A 15,644-nucleotide genomic window follows, 5' to 3' on the forward strand; every position below is an offset into this window, starting at 1 on the left:
CCTTTTTTTATGCCCGAAAACGGGCTTCGAGCTTTCCAGAACACTCAGCGGACAATGGAACATAGGCATGACTGGCACAGACAACCAGACCAACGACAACAGGATGACCGGCGCGGAAATCGTCTTGCGGGCTCTGAAGGACAACGGCGTCGAGCATATCTTCGGTTATCCGGGCGGCGCGGTGCTGCCGATTTATGACGAGATATTCCAGCAGGACGACATCCAGCACATTCTCGTACGCCATGAGCAGGGCGCCGGCCACGCGGCCGAGGGATATGCCCGCTCAACCGGCAAGGTCGGCGTCATGCTGGTCACGTCAGGTCCAGGCGCCACCAACGCCGTCACGCCGCTGCAGGACGCCTTAATGGATTCGGTCCCGCTCGTTTGCCTTACCGGCCAGGTTCCAACGACGCTGATCGGCTCCGACGCCTTTCAGGAATGCGATACCGTCGGTATCACGCGGCCCTGCACCAAGCACAACTGGCTGGTCAAGGACGTCAATCAGCTGGCAGCCATCATCCATGAGGCATTCCGGATCGCCCAGACGGGCCGCCCCGGGCCTGTCGTCGTCGATATTCCGAAGGACGTCCAGTTTGCCACCGGCACCTATACGCCGCCGGAAAGCCACGATATCCAGAAGAGCTACCAACCGAAGGTTCAGGGCGATCTGAACAGGATCCACCAGGCAATCGAGCTGATGGCGAACGCCAAGCGGCCGGTCATCTATTCGGGCGGCGGCGTCGTCAACGCAGGCCCAGAGGCCTCCAGACTGCTGCGCGAGCTGGTCGAGCTGACGGATTTTCCGATCACCTCGACGCTGATGGGCCTCGGCACCTATCCCGCTTCCGGCAAGAACTGGCTGAAGATGCTGGGGATGCATGGCTCCTACGAGGCCAATATGGCCATGCATGACTGCGACGTCATGGTCTGCATCGGCGCGCGGTTCGACGACCGGATTACCGGCCGGCTCAATGCGTTTTCGCCGAATTCCAAGAAGATCCAGATCGATATCGACCCGTCGTCGATCAACAAGAACGTCCATGTCGATGTCGGCATTCTCGGCGATGTCGGCAATGTTCTCGAAGACATGGTCCGCCTGTGGCGAGCCTTGCCGAAGAAGCCGGAGGCAAGCCGCCTTTCCGAGTGGTGGGACAACATCAACCGCTGGCGTGCGCGCAACTCGTTTGCTTACAAGATGAGCAATGACGTCATCATGCCGCAATATGCCATCCAGCGGCTCTACGAGCTGACCAAGCATCGCGATACCTACATCACCACCGAAGTCGGCCAGCATCAGATGTGGGCGGCACAGTTCTACGGTTTCGAGGAGCCCAACCGCTGGATGACTTCAGGCGGCCTGGGAACCATGGGCTATGGCCTGCCTGCGGCCCTCGGCGTGCAGATCGCCCATCCGGAAAGTCTTGTCATCGACATTGCCGGCGATGCGTCTATCCAGATGTGCATTCAGGAGATGTCGGCGGCGGTGCAGCACAATGCGCCGATCAAGATCTTCATCCTGAACAACCAGTACATGGGCATGGTGCGCCAATGGCAGCAGCTGCTGCACGGTAACCGGCTGTCGAACTCCTATACCGAGGCAATGCCTGACTTCGTCAAGCTGGCGGATGCCTATGGCGGCGTCGGCCTGCGTTGCGAGAAGCCGGGCGATCTGGACGCTGCCATCCAGGAGATGATCGACGTCAAACGCCCGGTTATCTTCGATTGCCGCGTTGCCAATCTCGCCAACTGCTTCCCGATGATCCCCTCGGGCAAGGCACATAACGAGATGCTGCTGCCCGACGAAGCCACCGACGAGGCCGTCGCCAACGCCATCGACGCCAAGGGCCGGGCACTCGTTTGATCGTACCACCGGGACGCGGCAACATCGCCGCGTCTGCGCATATTCGATCCTGAACAAAGACTTCAAGGAAACGGACCAAGACAATGAATGCACATCTTCAACCGACGGGCTCTGCCTATTTCATTTCGCCGGAGACGGCGGCTGCGGAGAGCCACACGCTATCGGTTCTCGTCGCCAATGAGCCGGGGACGCTTGCACGCGTCATTGGGCTTTTCTCCGGGCGTGGCTACAATATCGAGAGCCTGACGGTCTCGGAAACGGAGCACCAGGCGCATCTGTCGCGCATTACCATCGTTACGCGCGGCACGCCACAGGTGCTGGAGCAGATCAAGGCCCAGCTCGAGCGCATCGTGCCGGTTCACCGCGTCGTCGATCTGACCGTGCGTGCCCGCGAACTCGGCCAGGAACGGCCGATCGAGCGCGAAGTGGCACTGGTCAAAGTCGCGGGAGCGGGAGAAGCTCGCGCCGAGACCCTTAGGCTTGCCGATGCCTTCCATGCAAAGGTCGTCGATGCGACCATCGAGCATTTCATTCTCGAAATCACCGGGAAGTCCTCGAAGATCGACCAGTTCGTCGCCATCATGAAGCCGCTCGGGCTGATCGAAGTGTGCCGCACCGGCATCGCCGCGATGAACCGCGGTCCGCAGGGTATGTAGACAGAGCGGGACTTGGCAGCCAAGTGGCTGGACATTGCGATGTGCTCTGCCAATGAAATCGGCTTGCCTCAGGAGATGAAGACCTGCGGCATGGTCCTCATGGATCAAATTCGTTCCGTTGACAGAGAACAACGGCTCCTTCGAAAAATCGAAGCCGTTCCACAGAGCTTTATCATTCTGGTTCGGTTCGCAGCTATGTCGGTCGCCTTCTCGATCTCGTGGTATCCCTTTCGGATTTTTGACGCCATTCCTGTCACCATGACAATCAAGAACTGGCCTCGTCGATTAGGTCAGCTATATTGACCTAAAATGGCCGTCGTCGATTTTGCGTTGTGGAGACGGAGCGGCATAGGGAGGAATTCATGCCACTGGATACATTTCTGGCATTGCTTCTGTTTGCCTTTACAACCTCAATAACGCCTGGGCCGAACAATATGATGTTGTTTGCCTCAGGCGTGAATTTCGGTTTCCGACGCACGATCCCGCATATGCTGGGAATTGGCGCGGGCTTTCTGTTTCTGTTGCTCGGCGTCGGCCTGGGGTTGGGGGCGTTGCTTCACGCCGTGCCCAGTGCTTATACCTTTTTGAAATTCGCGGGCGGGGCCTATCTTGTCTGGATTGCCTGGAAGCTTGCGAATTCACGCAGCTTGAGCGAGAAGCAGAGCGGTGCTGCGCCGATGTCGTTCTTGGCTGCCGCGGCTTTTCAATGGATCAATCCGAAAGCCTGGGTGATGGCGGTCACCGCGATGGCGACCTACACCATACCGTCGCTCTATTTCGCCAGCGTGCTCATCGTCGGAGCTGCCTTTGCTCTCGTTAACGTGCCGAGCGTATCGACCTGGGCCGGCTTCGGTTCAGCACTGCGCGACTGGCTCTCCGATCCCGTGCGCCTGAAATGGTTCAACATCACGATGGCGGTCCTGCTGGTGCTCAGCCTCTGGCCGATGCTAAAGTAGCGGCTCACAGCGGAGATATCGATGTCGCACGACCATCATCACGAGCACGAGCACGAAAACCACTATTCGGACATGCAGGCGCGCGTGAAGGCGCTCGAGACCCTGTTGACTGCGAAGGGGTTGATCGATCCGGCGGCGATCGACGCGATCGTCGAGACCTATGAGATCAAGATCGGGCCGCGAAACGGGGCGGCGGTCGTAGCGAAGGCCTGGAGCAATCCGCAGTTCGCCGAACGGCTGAAGCGTGATGCGACCGAAGCGATCGCCAGCCTCAGCTATACGGGTCGGCAGGGCGAGCATATGCGGGCCGTGTTTAACACGCCAGAGACGCACAATCTCGTCGTCTGCACATTGTGCTCCTGCTATCCCTGGTCTGTGCTCGGCCTGCCGCCCGTCTGGTACAAAGCGCCGGCATATCGGTCGCGCGCCGTCATCGATCCGCGCGGCGTGCTTGCGGAGTTCGGCCTCGTCTTGCCCGATACCAAGAAGATCCGCGTCTGGGATTCGACGGCGGAGCTGCGGTATCTCGTCATACCGGAGCGGCCGACGGGTACGGATGGCTTGAGCGAGGTCGAACTTGCGGCCCTTGTCAGCCGCGACGCGATGATCGGTACGGCTGTTGCGTCACCTGCGGGAGCCAGATCATGAACGGGCCGCATGACCTTGGCGGCCAGATGGGTTTTGGCCCTGTCGCTCCGGAGAAGGACGAGCCGTATTTTCATGGCGAATGGGAAAGGCGGGCGTTGGGGATCACCATTTCCTGTGGCGCGTTCGGCGCCTGGACGCTGGATGAGAGCAGGCATGCGCGCGAAAGCATTCCGCCGGCGCACTACCTCTCGGCGAGCTATTACGAAATCTGGATGCGCGGCATCGACATGCTGCTCGAGCGCCACGGATTTGCGACCCGCAAGGAGCTTTTTTCCGGCCGCAGCGAAAAGCAAGGGACTGCGCCGGAGCGAGTGTTGAAAGCGGACATGGTCGCTTCGGTTCTTGCCAAGGGCGGGCCTTGTGACCGGCCTGTATCGACCGAGCCCTGCTTTGCCGTCGGCGACCGGGTGCGGACCCGCAACTTCAATCCGACCACTCATACACGGCTGCCGCGTTATGCCCGCGCCAAGTGCGGTGTCGTCGAGGCGGTGCAGGGGTCGTTCGTATTTCCAGACACCAACGCTCACGGAAAGGGCGAGAACCCGCAATGGGTCTACACCGTCGTGTTCGATGCGCCGGAGATATGGGGCGAGGGCGCCGATCCCGAGCTGACTTTGTCGATCGACGCCTGGGAGAGCTATCTTGAGCGCGTCTGATCCAACCCCTTCGCTGACGCTATTGCCGCAGTTGCCTAGGTCATCCGACGGGGGGCCGGTCTTTCCAGAGCCTTGGGCGGCGGAAGCGTTCGCGATGGCGGTTCATCTCAACGAGCGTGGGCTGTTTGCCTGGAGCGAGTGGGCGGAATGCCTTTCGGCAGAACTGCACAAGCCAGGCAGGGCAGAAGATGGAAGCGACTATTTCGATTGCTGGGTGGCTGCCCTTTCCGGCCTGCTGATCCGTCACGGTGTCGCGGCTGCGGACCAGATATTGGCGCTACAGCACAGCTGGCAACTGTCCGCCAAGGCAACGCCACATGGAAAGCCGATCCTGCTTGCCAACGATCCGGGCGACTGATCCGCTCACGTCGGAAACTGCTTGTAGCAAAGCTCGGCCACTTGCCGCAGCAGGTCGCGGGAGATCTCGCCGGTAACGGCGTAGCCAAGCTCGCCATCAATCCAGTAGAAGGTATCGACGGATCCAGAATTGGCAAAGCGGAAGCTTGTCGTCTGGTTTTGCCCGTTGCGTCCGACGAGAACCGTCAGGCGCTTTCCCGCCGCGTCCTCGTACATGAACAGCGCGCCAGGCGTCTCGTTGACGGGAAGGAGCCGGCCGCCGACGAGCTGGAAGCCGAGCGCCTTCAGGCTCGGCACCTTGAGATCGGGAACATTCAGCCGCTTGCCGAGCCATGCCGCCAGATGCGCCTCCTGGTCGGCTCCGACTTCGACTGGATGGCGGACTTCGCTTGCATAAACGAGGAAGGCGGATTGCGCCTGGCGCGGCAGGGTCTCGATGCCAGCGAGCTGCAACTCTGGTCGTGCGGCGAATGGCGGAAGGAAATGCCCGACGCCGGCGCCGGCGACGAAGATCGCAGCAGCGGCCGCGGTCAGGGCCCAGCGTGGCATGCCGGTCCTGGCATCGGTGGCCTGCTGGCGGCCAAGGAGCGATCTGTCGGTTTCTTTCGATATTTCGTAAGGGGCAAATAGCGCCTTGATACCAGCGTTCTGAGCCTGCCAGGTGGCGACGCTGGCTGCATCGTCAGGGTGTTCGCCCAGCCACGCCTCGATCCTTGCATGCTCGGTTGCGGGCAGCAATCCATCGGCAAAGGCATGCAATTCGGCTTCGGTCACGGTCCGGTTGGTCTCGTTCATTTCGGCCTCCGGAGCGCGACGACGTTTTCGGCTGTCATCAGTTCGTTCAGTCGTGCGCGGGCCCGCGACAGACGCGACATGACGGTGCCGATTGGAATATCGAGCATGGAGGCGACGTCCTGGTAGCTGTAGCCCTCGACCACGATCAGCATCACAATGGCGCGGCTTTCCTCCGCCAGGCTGTTCAGCGCCGCTTCAAGGCGCGCGTGCTCAAGCGGATCGGCAGGGACCTCGGGCGAGGGCAGGTCGGAGGTCTCATCGATATCGACAAAGGTGCGGCCGCCGCGCTTGCGCAGGCCGTTGCGATAGACATTGGTCATGATGGTCAGTATCCAGCCGCGCAGGTTCAGCCCGCGCCATTGGCCCCGGCGCGCCAGCACCTTCTCCACGCAGTCCTGCAGAAGATCCTCGCCGTCGGCATCCGAGCGGGCAAGGCTGCGCGAATAGCGGCGAAGGGACGGCAGGAGAGCAAGCACCTGCGTCTCGAATGTGTCGGGCACGGGGGAAATGACCCCCGCGACCCGGTCGGTCCGATCAGGGCCGTGCGGCATCCCAGACGCCCTTCACGCCGTCGCCGGCGACATCACCGGCCTTTGTGTCCTTGACGAAGAAATAAAGTGGCATCCCGTTCTTGGCCCATTGTTTCATGCCGTCCTTGCGCTCGACGATCGAGTATGCGCCGGATGCCTTGGCTTTGCCATCGGCCATGAACGGCGGCCATGCCTTGGCGCAATCGTCATAGCAGTTGGAGACGTCCTTCTTGTCGTTCTTGAAGGTGTAGAGCGTCATGCCTTTTTCGTCGGCCAGCACCTTGCCTTTCGAACTGTCGACTGCCTTCACAGGCGCCTCTGCAAAGGCCGATGTGGCGGCGGCAATCGTCAGAATAAGGACTGGCAGAAATTTGATGGTTTTCACGGTGTTTCTCCTCAGATGTGGGACGGACACGTTTTGGGCCTCGCGCTTTTGCGTTGCCGGACATGAGACAGCGGCGCGCCGGGTTTTATTCCCGATTTCCGCAATATTTTTACGACTTGCCTATCAGGGCCGAATCCTGCCAAGTCCCCGCATGCAACTCGCGCCGCAACAAGACGAAGCGCTGAAGGCCGTTTCCAAATGGCTGAAGGACGGGCGATCGCCACTCTTTCGCCTGTTCGGCTATGCCGGAACGGGCAAGACGACGCTTGCCCGCCATTTCGCGGAGAACGTCGACGGCGACGTGCTGTTTGCGGCGTTCACCGGCAAGGCGGCGCAGGTGCTGCGCTCTCGCGGCGCCAGCAACGCCAAGACCATCCATTCGCTGATCTATCGTCCGCGCGGCGAAGAGGCCGTCGAAAACGAAGAGACGGGCAAGACCTCGATCGCGCCGATGTTTGCGATCAACCGGCAAAGCCCGGTCGCCAAGGCGGCCCTGATCATCGTCGATGAATGTTCGATGGTCGACGAGGCGCTTGGCAAGGATCTGATGAGCTTTGGGACGCCGATCCTCGTGCTGGGAGATCCCGGCCAGCTTCCGCCCGTGAGCGGCGGGGGCTACTTCACCAATGAAGAGCCGGACTATCTTTTGACCGATATCCACCGCCAGGCGCGTGACAATCCGATCATCCAGATTGCCATGCAGGTGCGCGAGGGCAAGGAGATCGTGCACGGCGACTACGGGACTGTGCAGGTGATTTCCAAGAACGAGGTGACCCAACCGCTGGTGTTGGAGGCGGACCAGGTCCTGATCGGCACCAACAAGACCCGGAAGCGCTACAATCAGCGTCTGCGAGAACTGAAGGGTTTCACGACGGACTACCCGCAATCGGGCGACAAGCTCGTCTGCCTGCGCAACGATCCGACGAAGGGTCTTCTCAACGGTTCGCTCTGGCAGGTGATGACGTCTTCCAAGGAAACGACGAAGCCGGGGATTAATCTACTCATCCGGCCGGAAGACGACGATATGGACCGCGGCGCGGCGAAAATAAAACTGTTGAAAACCGCATTCGAGAATGTCGAGGGCGAAATTCCGTGGACGACGCGCAAGCGATACGACGAATTCGATTATGGTTACGCGCTAACCGTGCATAAGGCCCAGGGCTCGCAGTGGAACAATGTCGTGCTGTTCGATGAAAGCTGGGCCTTCCGCGACACAAGGGAGCGCTGGCTCTACACCGCCATCACCCGCGCCGCCGAGACACTGACGATCGTCCGTTGAGTTTTCTCGGCCGCAACGGGGCGTGGCCTCACGTCTTGACGATCCCGAGGAGAACGGCTTTCGCTACCGCCTGGAAGCGGTTGTTGGTTCCGAACTTCTGGATGACGGCAGCTTCGAGAGCCTGGGCTTCTTCCAACCGGATTTCCATTTCGCGGGCAATCTTTACGGTCGACTGACCCTCGACCATCAGTTCCAGGCAGCGGCGCTCCTGGTCGGTCAGGGCGGATTGGTCGCGATTGTCGTTCAGGCGGTCGGTTTCGGCAGCGCTGTCGTAGTCAAGCAGTTCGGTCACCAACTGCATCTGTCGATGCAGGGTGGACATTTCCGATGTGAGTTCACGCTTGCGGGCAAAAAGCGCGTTATGGAATATATCTTCCGCTGCTTCCTGCGTTTCCGCCTTGTGCAGTTCCTCCATCATCTCCTGGATGACGGCGATCGACATGCCGGTCTCGCGGCAGATGTTTATGACAGCCATGCGCAGCACGTCGTTGAGGCCGTAAACGCGCATGAGACCGATGCGATCGGCCGATATCAGCCCCTTTTCCTCGTAGAAATGCAATGTCCGGTGGGTCACGCCGAAAGCGTTCGCCATATCAGCAATAGCGATTGGCCCGCTCGGCAAATCCGGCGGCAACGCCGCAGCGGGCAGAAACCGATATTTTGCACGGGCCTCCGAGGCAAGTTTGGCGGCAGCAAACAGACGTTTGGAACCGTCAGGCATGAACCTCTCCTTTATGTTCTATTTTTTCATCCACCTCATGTCTGTCGTCTTGCTGGATCGGGTGCCTCGATGTCCTGACTTCTTGTTTCCTCGACGTTCGCGGAGGAGGCTATTCAGCGCAGATCGTCGATGCCACAGCGATGCCATCCGCAACCATCGTGGTCGCAAGCGTCATCGGCCCGCCCGCATGTGCGCGGCGGCTATGGCGGGCTTTGCCTCCTTACAATTCCGTCAGCCTCGAGTGGCGGACCCCTCAGATCAAGACCGTAACGAGTTTTGTCCGGATTAGGAATCGCCCGAAGGAGGTAGCGTCGGGGCGAACGCTGGGGGAATGCGGGTGACGCCATCAATCTTTTGCATGAGTCGATGTCGGAATCTCGTTGGCCTCGCGCCAGCTATTGGCCTAAAAGCAGTGCATTCGTTCCCATAGCCAAACGTGGACTTCGATCATGCCCGCCAAGCTCTCCGTGAACCTCAATGCAGTGGCCATGCTGCGCAATCGCCGGGACCTGCCATGGCCAAGCGTCGAGGCGCTCGGGCGCATCGCGCTTCAAGCCGGCGCAAGCGGACTGACGGTCCATCCGCGCCCTGACCAGCGCCATGTCCGCTTCTCGGACCTGCCTGTCATCCGCGCCCTGATCGACGATGAATTTCCGGATGCGGAGTTCAACATCGAGGGTTATCCCACCAATGAATTCTTCGATCTTTGCGCCGGCGCGCAGCCGGAGCAGGTGACGCTGGTTCCCGACGATCCGGCGCAGGCAACCTCCGACCACGGATGGGATTTCCGCAAGAGCCGCGACTTTCTGGCCGGCGAGGTCGCCAGGTACAAGAAGCTCGGTTGCCGGGTGTCGTTGTTTGCCGATGGCGACGGCGATGCGGAGGCCGTCTCGATCGCCAAGGCGGTCGGCGCCGATAGGATCGAACTCTATACAGGTCCCTATGGCGGTTGCTACGACGCGCCGGAACAGGCGGCAGCGATCCTCGAGGCGCTGGGAAAAACCGCGGACGTAGCAATTGCCGCCGGCCTTGACGTCAATGCCGGTCACGATCTGACTGTTGCCAACCTGCCGCCGCTGCTCAAGCGAATTCCAAAGCTTGCGGAGACCTCGATCGGCCATGCGCTGACGGCGGATGCGCTGGAATTCGGCATGGCGGAAACGGTGCGTCGCTTTCGCCGTGCCTGCGGACAGTCCGTCTGATAGCGGGAAAAAAAGGCCCGCCACCGCCAAGCGGGACGGGCCATCTGGTTTCGAGGGTTATGCCGTCAAGGCACCCTTGTGCTCTTCCAGGAAGCTCTTGAGCGTCTGTGGTTCCTTGCCGGTGAGCTTCTTGAGGTCGCCGGTCACGGTCTCGAAATTGCCGGCGCGGATATTGGCGTCGGCGGAGACCAGCATGTCGACCAGGAATTTCGGCAGGCCAGCCGCGGTCATGCCGCCAGCGAGCTGCTCGTCATTGGCGTGAACCACCTGCAGAGGCCTGCCAGTGACTTCGGTGACGAGCGCTGCAACATCTTCCATCGACAGCAAGTGGGCGCCAGTCAGGGTGTAGACTGCGTTGGCTGTCGCGTCGGAGGCCAGCGCCGCGGCAATGGCGAGCGCGCAGTCGTCGCGCGAGATGTTGGGGACGCGGCCGGCACCGGCGGAGGTATACCACTTGCCATCCTGCAGGCTGTGCGGCAGACCCATCAGGTAGTTGTCCATGTACCAGGCATCGCGCAGGATCGTGTAGCTGATGCCGCTTGCCTTGATGGCCTCCTCAGTACCGAGATGGTCGGGTGCGAAGGTGACCAGCGATTTGTCGGGGCTCGGCATCGACGTGTAGAGGATGTACTTGACGCCGGCATTCTTTGCAGCCTCGATCGCTCCCTTGTGCTGGACGAGCCGCTTGCCGGGCGTGTCGAGGGCGTCGGTGCTGATGATCAGCAGACGGTCGACGCCGGCGAAGGCTGAAGGCAGGCTGGCTGCGTCATCGAAGTCTGCTTTGCGGACGACGACGCCCTTGGCGGCAAGGTCGCTCAGCTTTTCAGGGCTGCGGGTGGCAGCGATGATGCTTCCTGGCGAGACATGGTAGGTCTCGATCAGGTGGCGGATCACATTCCGGCCCAGCTGGCCGGCGGCGCCTGTGACGAGAAGAGTGTTGCTCATGGGGCGTTCCTTTGTTTCTTGATGCCGGCTGAGGCGGCGGTGATGGTCTCAAAAAGAGACTAACGCTAGAATAGGAATTGACTGGCTGCTGTAAAGGAGGCAGGTTTTCGGCTGTACGTTACCAAAAGGGAACTAGCATGGCCGCCTCCGTCGTCAATCTGCGCAGCACCGCCGAGCCGGAGCGCCGTATAGATATCAGCAAACTCGATTTTTCAAACTGTCCAGTGCGTGATGTCATGCAGCAGATCAACGGCAAGTGGTCGACGCTGCTGATCGAATGCCTTTCGCAGAAACCCTATCGCTTCGGCGAACTCAAGCGCATGGTCCCGGATATTTCCCAACGCATGCTGACCCAGACGCTGCGCGACCTGCAACGGGACGGCTATGTCGAGCGCGAGGTGTTTCCGACCAAGCCACCGAGCGTCGAATACCGGTTGACCGAGCTTGGCCGATCGCTTTATGCGCCACTGGCGGAGCTCTTGAACTGGGCCGAGGCGAACCACCAGGCTGTCAGGGCGGCTCGGGTGCGCTTTGACCAATCGTCAGCCTGATCGGTTTCGTCCATGATATCATTGAAGATCGCCATCGTCGGCGCCGGACCTGCCGGGCTTGGCGCAGCATTGTTCCTGTCGCGCGCCGGCCACGCGATCGACATTATCGAACGTTTTGAGCGCGCCGCTCCGGTCGGTTCGGCGCTGATGCTGCAGCCGACCGGCCTGACAGTGTTGGAATCGCTGGGGCTCGGGCCTGCAATCCATGCCGCCGGCAACCGGATTGACCGGCTGTTCGGCATCGAAACGAAGGGTGGCCGCACGGTTCTCGATGTGCGCTACGACGCCTGGCCGGGTGGGCGATACGGTCTGGCCGTTCACCGGGCTGCACTTTTCGACACGCTGCACGACGAGGTCTCGGCGCGGAGATATCCGATCCTAACGGGAAAGCGGGTCATCGGCTCGACGGAGGAGGGGGATCGCTCTTTTCTGTTGCTCAAAGGCGGCGAGAAGCTGGGCCCCTACGATCTGGTCGTCGATGCCAGCGGCGCGCGTTCGGAAATGGTTGCCGCTTCGCCCGTCGCGCCGGCTGTGCGCGATCTCGCCTATGGCGCCTTCTGGGCAACGCTGGATTTTCCCGACGGCATTGCCGGCGAGCGGGCGCTGACCCAGCGCTATGACCAGGCCAAGGTGATGATCGGCGTGTTGCCGATCGGCCGCCAGGCGCCGGCGACGCCGAAGAGGGCGGCGTTCTTCTGGAGCCTCAAGGTGGCAGACGTCGATGATGTGCGTCGGCAGGGCCTCGATCGCTGGAAAGAGACGATCCGCGGCTACTGGCCGGAATGCCAGCCACTACTCGATCAGATCACCGATTGGGAGCAACTGACGCTGGCTCGCTATGCGCACCGGACGATGGCTCGCCCCTATAGCGGACGGACGGTATTCGTCGGAGACGCCGCACATTCCACCAGCCCGCAACTTGGCCAGGGCGCCAACATGGCGTTGCTGGATGCGGCAGCACTGGCGCATGCACTGGCGGGAACCGATGATGTTCCGGCGGCGCTTGCGGCCTACGCCAGAGCGCGTCGCTCGCATGTCCGCTTGTTTCAGCTTCTGTCTCTGGCCTTTACGCCGTTCTACCAGTCCGACTCGGCAGCGTTCGCGTGGATCAGGGATCGGATTGTCGCCACGATCGCCAAGGTGCCGCCAGGTCCGCAGGTGCTGGCCGCTATCGTCTCGGGCACGCTGATCGATCCGTTCGCGGCAGCCGGGCTGAAGGAATGTGACTGGCTGCGGAATGCTGTCCCGCAGCCGTGCTGATCATTTTTTCTCGGTCGCAAAGATGACAAGCGCCACGACCGGGAAGCAGACTCCCATCCAGGACGTCAGCGTCCAGCCGCCGGTGGCATAGGCCCAGCCGCCGACCGCGGAGCCTATGGCGCCGCCGGCAAAGAACGTTGCCATGTAGAGCCCGTTCAGGCGGCTACGGTGCTCGGCGCTCAGCGCATAGATCGCCCGCTGGCCGAGAACGAGGTTTGTCTGCACACCGAAATCGAGCAGGATGCCGGAGAGCGTCAGCATAGCCAACGCAAGCATCGAACCGCTGCCGGAGACATGGGCGAGCAAAAGAGCGCCGATGGCAAGCAGCATCGCAAAGGCCGTCGCCCACATCGTATGTCCGCGATCCGCGAGCCGCCCGGCGATCGGCGAGGCAACCGCGCCGGCTGCACCGGCCAGCGCAAAGAGCGCGATGCCGTTCTGGCTGAGGCCGAAGGCAGGGCTTGCAAGCAGCAGCGGCGTCGTCGTCCAGAACAGGCTGAACGCACCGAACATACAGGCCTGATAGATGGCGCGCCGCTGGAGCAACGGCGTGCGCAATGCCAGATGGCCCATCGAGGCAAGCAACTGGGTATAATGCAATCTGGTGTGCGGGACACGGGTCGGGAGCACCGCGCGCAGCACCCCGGCCAGCATGACCATGACGATCGCCGACAGAATATAGACCGCGTGCCAGGATGCGTATTCGGCCAGGAAGCTTGCAGCTGGCCGTGCAAGCATGATGCCGCAGAGCAGACCGCTCATGACGTTGCCGACGACCTGACCACGGGTTGCATCTGGCGCCATGTGGGCGGCGAAAGGCACCAGGACCTGCACCGCGACAGAGCCAAGGCCGATACAGAGCGAGGCGAGCAGGAAGAGCGACGGCGACCAGGCAAAGGCGGCGGCAACCAGGGCAATTGCCGCACAGCTGATCAGCGTCAAGACCAGCCTGCGGTTTTCGAGCAGATCGCCCAGCGGCACGATCAGCAGCAGGCCAAGGCCATAGCCGATCTGCGTCAGCGTGACGATCAGGCCGGTTGCGGCCGGCGTGAAGCCGAGTGCCGTGCTGATCGGGCCGGCGAGGGGCTGGCCATAATAGAGGTTCGCTGCCACCAGCCCGCAGGCGGCAGCGAACATGAAGGTCATCCAGGGCGAAATGGTCTTATGCGTTATCGCGGCTTCTTCGGCCGCGGCAGCGGTGGAGGTCATGCAGGCTCCTTAGGGCATGTGAACGGGATGCGAGCAATCCCGTTTGGATTTGCAAAATCAGTTCAGCAGTTTCAACGCCGTCTCGGCGATAGAGGTCATTTCAGAGTGGCTGCGGCCTGTCTTGCCGACGAGGCGCATGCCTTTCATCGTGCAGAGCAGGGTGCGCGCCACCGTGGCAACGTTGACGTGGTCCGATATCGAGCCATCTTCCTTCCCAAGGTTGATCAACTCGACGAGCAGGCGTTCATTCTGTTCGAAGGCCAGCGCGATGCGCTTTGCCGCCTCTGTGTCGAAAAGCGCAAGATCGGTCGCGCTGCCGACGACGAGGCAACCGCGGCGTCCCTCTTCCCCGTGCGAGGCATCGGCATAGACCTGCAGCAATGCCAGCACCATTTCCCGCCCGGACCTTGCGGCGTTTACCTTGTCATCGACGACTTTGCGACGGATGGCGCGGTAGCGGTCGAAGGCGGCAAGGAAGATGCCTCGCTTGTCCTTGAAGGCCTTGTAGACGCTGCCCGATGTCAATCCCATGGCCTCCGTCAACTCGCTGATCGAGGCCGCATGGTAGCCGCGCTCGGAGAAGACATTGAGAGCCTTGTCGAGTGCTGCGTCGATGTCGAATTCACGAGGACGACCGCGGATTCCGGCTGGTTTAAGTGTCGTTGTCATTATAGACCCTCAATAGGGAATGATCGTTTCCAAATCAATTAAAAATTTGCAGTGCAGCAATATTATCGCTGTCTTCGTCTTGGTGGTCGGTTGACCCGTTATATCTGGTTCCACCGGCGGATGACCGGCTCGGCAAGATTGTGCTCGTAACCGAGAACGCTGATGCTCGTCGTATCCAACACAAAATGCGCCCCGCCCTCCGGCGGAAGGCCGAGCCAGCGCGCTCCTAGTACTCTTAGGAAATGTGAACTCGAAAACACCAGGATCCGGGCGTTGGCTTTTCGCAATTCGGCAATGATTGCGTCCGCCCGCGCGCCGACGTCGGCTGCCGCTTCGCCTTCGGGGCATCCGTCGCGAAAGAGCTGCCAGTCAGGGCGCAGCTCATGGATCTGCTTGCTGATAAGTCCTTCATAGGCCCCATAGTCCCATTCGGCCAGATTATCCCGGATTTCGGGCGCGGGCCCGAAGCCGGCCAGTTCGCAGGTTCTCCTCGCACGCTGCGAGGGGCTGGACCAGACGGCTGCAAAGGACTGCCCTTGAAGCCGGTCAGCAACGCCACGCGCGGCTTCCTCGCCACTCCTAGTCAGAGGAATGTCGGACCGGCCGGTATGTCGCCCCGAGACGGTCCATTCCGTTTCACCGTGGCGAACAAGATAGATTTCAGGAAGCGGACTGCTCATCCCTCGGCCTTTCGGTAGGGCCGGGAGCGGCAATCCGCCCGGCCTAACATGGGTTGTCTTGGCGTGATATCAGCCCTGTGGATCATGCGGCTCAATGACCTTATCCGATCTTCCGGCCGCCGGCGTCAACCGTCGAGCGCCGGCATAACAACGATTTTCGCTCGCGTTCCCGCCTTGCAAATCCCAAATTTGGTGGGTTTCCGTATCGCCTTCGGTCTGCTAGGTGAGCAAAACGAAATATAAGATGTTTGAAATCGGGGCGGCGTAAAGGAAATAGTTACCAA

At 61.1% G+C, this 15,644-nt stretch carries 19 protein-coding genes; 11 read left to right on the forward strand and 8 right to left on the reverse strand.

The window, feature by feature from the left end; genetic code table 11:
- Positions 1-67 precede the first annotated feature (67 nt).
- The 7 genes from AB4Z52_RS03765 (at position 68) to AB4Z52_RS03795 (ending at position 5,135) form a co-directional block, all read left to right on the forward strand.
- Complete coding sequence (locus tag AB4Z52_RS03765) at positions 68-1,861, forward strand: acetolactate synthase 3 large subunit (RefSeq protein WP_442216541.1); 1,794 nt, start codon at positions 68-70, stop codon at positions 1,859-1,861.
- An 83-nt stretch (positions 1,862-1,944) separates the two neighbouring features.
- Entirely contained in the window at positions 1,945-2,517 is a 573-nt protein-coding gene (gene ilvN, locus AB4Z52_RS03770) for an acetolactate synthase small subunit (protein WP_442216542.1), read from the forward strand.
- A gap of 12 nt (positions 2,518-2,529) precedes the next feature.
- Entirely contained in the window at positions 2,530-2,820 is a 291-nt protein-coding gene (locus AB4Z52_RS03775; protein WP_442216543.1) for a hypothetical protein, read from the forward strand.
- Positions 2,821-2,879: 59 nt separating this feature from the next.
- The gene (locus tag AB4Z52_RS03780) at positions 2,880-3,473 is read left to right on the forward strand and encodes a LysE family translocator (RefSeq protein ID WP_442216544.1); all 594 of its coding nucleotides are present in this window, start codon (positions 2,880-2,882) and stop codon (positions 3,471-3,473) included.
- 21 nt (positions 3,474-3,494) lie between these two features.
- Entirely contained in the window at positions 3,495-4,121 is a 627-nt protein-coding gene (gene nthA, locus AB4Z52_RS03785; RefSeq protein ID WP_442216545.1) for a nitrile hydratase subunit alpha, read from the forward strand.
- Positions 4,118-4,777, forward strand: coding sequence for a nitrile hydratase subunit beta (gene nthB / locus AB4Z52_RS03790; RefSeq protein WP_442216546.1), 660 nt, complete (start codon positions 4,118-4,120; stop codon positions 4,775-4,777). The genes nthA and nthB overlap by 4 nt, the downstream gene beginning before the upstream one ends.
- Positions 4,764-5,135 (forward strand): nitrile hydratase accessory protein, encoded by a 372-nt coding sequence (locus AB4Z52_RS03795; protein WP_442216547.1) that lies wholly within the window; start codon positions 4,764-4,766, stop codon positions 5,133-5,135. Before nthB ends, AB4Z52_RS03795 begins: the two co-directional genes overlap by 14 nt.
- Before the next feature lie 5 nt (positions 5,136-5,140).
- On the opposite strand, the gene AB4Z52_RS03800 is transcribed toward AB4Z52_RS03795, so the two are convergent.
- Genes AB4Z52_RS03800 through AB4Z52_RS03810 form a run of 3 tightly spaced genes read right to left on the reverse strand, consistent with a single transcriptional unit; the run spans position 5,141 to position 6,844 of the window.
- Entirely contained in the window at positions 5,141-5,929 is a 789-nt protein-coding gene (locus AB4Z52_RS03800) for an anti-sigma factor family protein (protein ID WP_442216548.1), read from the reverse strand.
- Positions 5,926-6,480 (reverse strand): RNA polymerase sigma factor, encoded by a 555-nt coding sequence (locus AB4Z52_RS03805; protein ID WP_442216549.1) that lies wholly within the window; start codon positions 6,478-6,480, stop codon positions 5,926-5,928. Before AB4Z52_RS03805 ends, AB4Z52_RS03800 begins: the two co-directional genes overlap by 4 nt.
- Complete coding sequence (locus tag AB4Z52_RS03810; RefSeq protein ID WP_442216550.1) at positions 6,464-6,844, reverse strand: COG4315 family predicted lipoprotein; 381 nt, start codon at positions 6,842-6,844, stop codon at positions 6,464-6,466. The genes AB4Z52_RS03805 and AB4Z52_RS03810 overlap by 17 nt, the downstream gene beginning before the upstream one ends.
- A gap of 151 nt (positions 6,845-6,995) precedes the next feature.
- Here AB4Z52_RS03810 and AB4Z52_RS03815 point away from each other — a divergent pair, with 151 nt between their 5' ends.
- Positions 6,996-8,123: an ATP-dependent DNA helicase gene (locus AB4Z52_RS03815; protein WP_442216551.1), complete on the forward strand. Its 1,128-nt coding sequence runs from the start codon at positions 6,996-6,998 to the stop codon at positions 8,121-8,123.
- A gap of 28 nt (positions 8,124-8,151) precedes the next feature.
- Here AB4Z52_RS03815 and AB4Z52_RS03820 read toward each other — a convergent pair whose 3' ends face one another.
- Positions 8,152-8,844 carry a MerR family transcriptional regulator gene (locus AB4Z52_RS03820; protein ID WP_442216552.1) on the reverse strand — a complete coding sequence of 231 codons (693 nt, stop codon included), beginning with the start codon at positions 8,842-8,844 and terminating at the stop codon, positions 8,152-8,154.
- A 449-nt stretch (positions 8,845-9,293) separates the two neighbouring features.
- Between AB4Z52_RS03820 and AB4Z52_RS03825 the strand changes: the two genes are divergently transcribed.
- Positions 9,294-10,046 (forward strand): pyridoxine 5'-phosphate synthase, encoded by a 753-nt coding sequence (locus AB4Z52_RS03825; protein WP_442216553.1) that lies wholly within the window; start codon positions 9,294-9,296, stop codon positions 10,044-10,046.
- Between the two features lie 57 nt (positions 10,047-10,103).
- Here AB4Z52_RS03825 and AB4Z52_RS03830 read toward each other — a convergent pair whose 3' ends face one another.
- A complete protein-coding gene (locus AB4Z52_RS03830; protein WP_442216554.1) occupies positions 10,104-10,991 on the reverse strand; it encodes an SDR family oxidoreductase in 888 nt (295 codons plus the stop codon).
- 137 nt (positions 10,992-11,128) lie between these two features.
- Between AB4Z52_RS03830 and AB4Z52_RS03835 the strand changes: the two genes are divergently transcribed.
- Positions 11,129-11,542: a winged helix-turn-helix transcriptional regulator gene (locus tag AB4Z52_RS03835; RefSeq protein ID WP_442216555.1), complete on the forward strand. Its 414-nt coding sequence runs from the start codon at positions 11,129-11,131 to the stop codon at positions 11,540-11,542.
- Positions 11,543-11,554: 12 nt separating this feature from the next.
- Positions 11,555-12,802, forward strand: coding sequence for an FAD-dependent oxidoreductase (locus tag AB4Z52_RS03840; RefSeq protein ID WP_442216556.1), 1,248 nt, complete (start codon positions 11,555-11,557; stop codon positions 12,800-12,802).
- Here AB4Z52_RS03840 and AB4Z52_RS03845 read toward each other — a convergent pair whose 3' ends face one another.
- The 3 genes from AB4Z52_RS03845 to AB4Z52_RS03855 all read right to left on the reverse strand — a co-directional run bounded on the left by AB4Z52_RS03845 (position 12,803) and on the right by AB4Z52_RS03855 (position 15,360).
- Positions 12,803-14,011 (reverse strand): MFS transporter, encoded by a 1,209-nt coding sequence (locus AB4Z52_RS03845; RefSeq protein WP_442216557.1) that lies wholly within the window; start codon positions 14,009-14,011, stop codon positions 12,803-12,805.
- 57 nt (positions 14,012-14,068) lie between these two features.
- Positions 14,069-14,680 carry a TetR/AcrR family transcriptional regulator gene (locus AB4Z52_RS03850; protein WP_442216558.1) on the reverse strand — a complete coding sequence of 204 codons (612 nt, stop codon included), beginning with the start codon at positions 14,678-14,680 and terminating at the stop codon, positions 14,069-14,071.
- A gap of 98 nt (positions 14,681-14,778) precedes the next feature.
- Positions 14,779-15,360, reverse strand: coding sequence for a histidine phosphatase family protein (locus AB4Z52_RS03855; protein ID WP_442216559.1), 582 nt, complete (start codon positions 15,358-15,360; stop codon positions 14,779-14,781).
- Between the last annotated feature and the right edge of the window lie 284 nt (positions 15,361-15,644).

Source organism: Rhizobium sp. 2YAF20 (genome assembly GCF_052114685.1).
GTDB lineage: Bacteria > Pseudomonadota > Alphaproteobacteria > Rhizobiales > Rhizobiaceae > Rhizobium.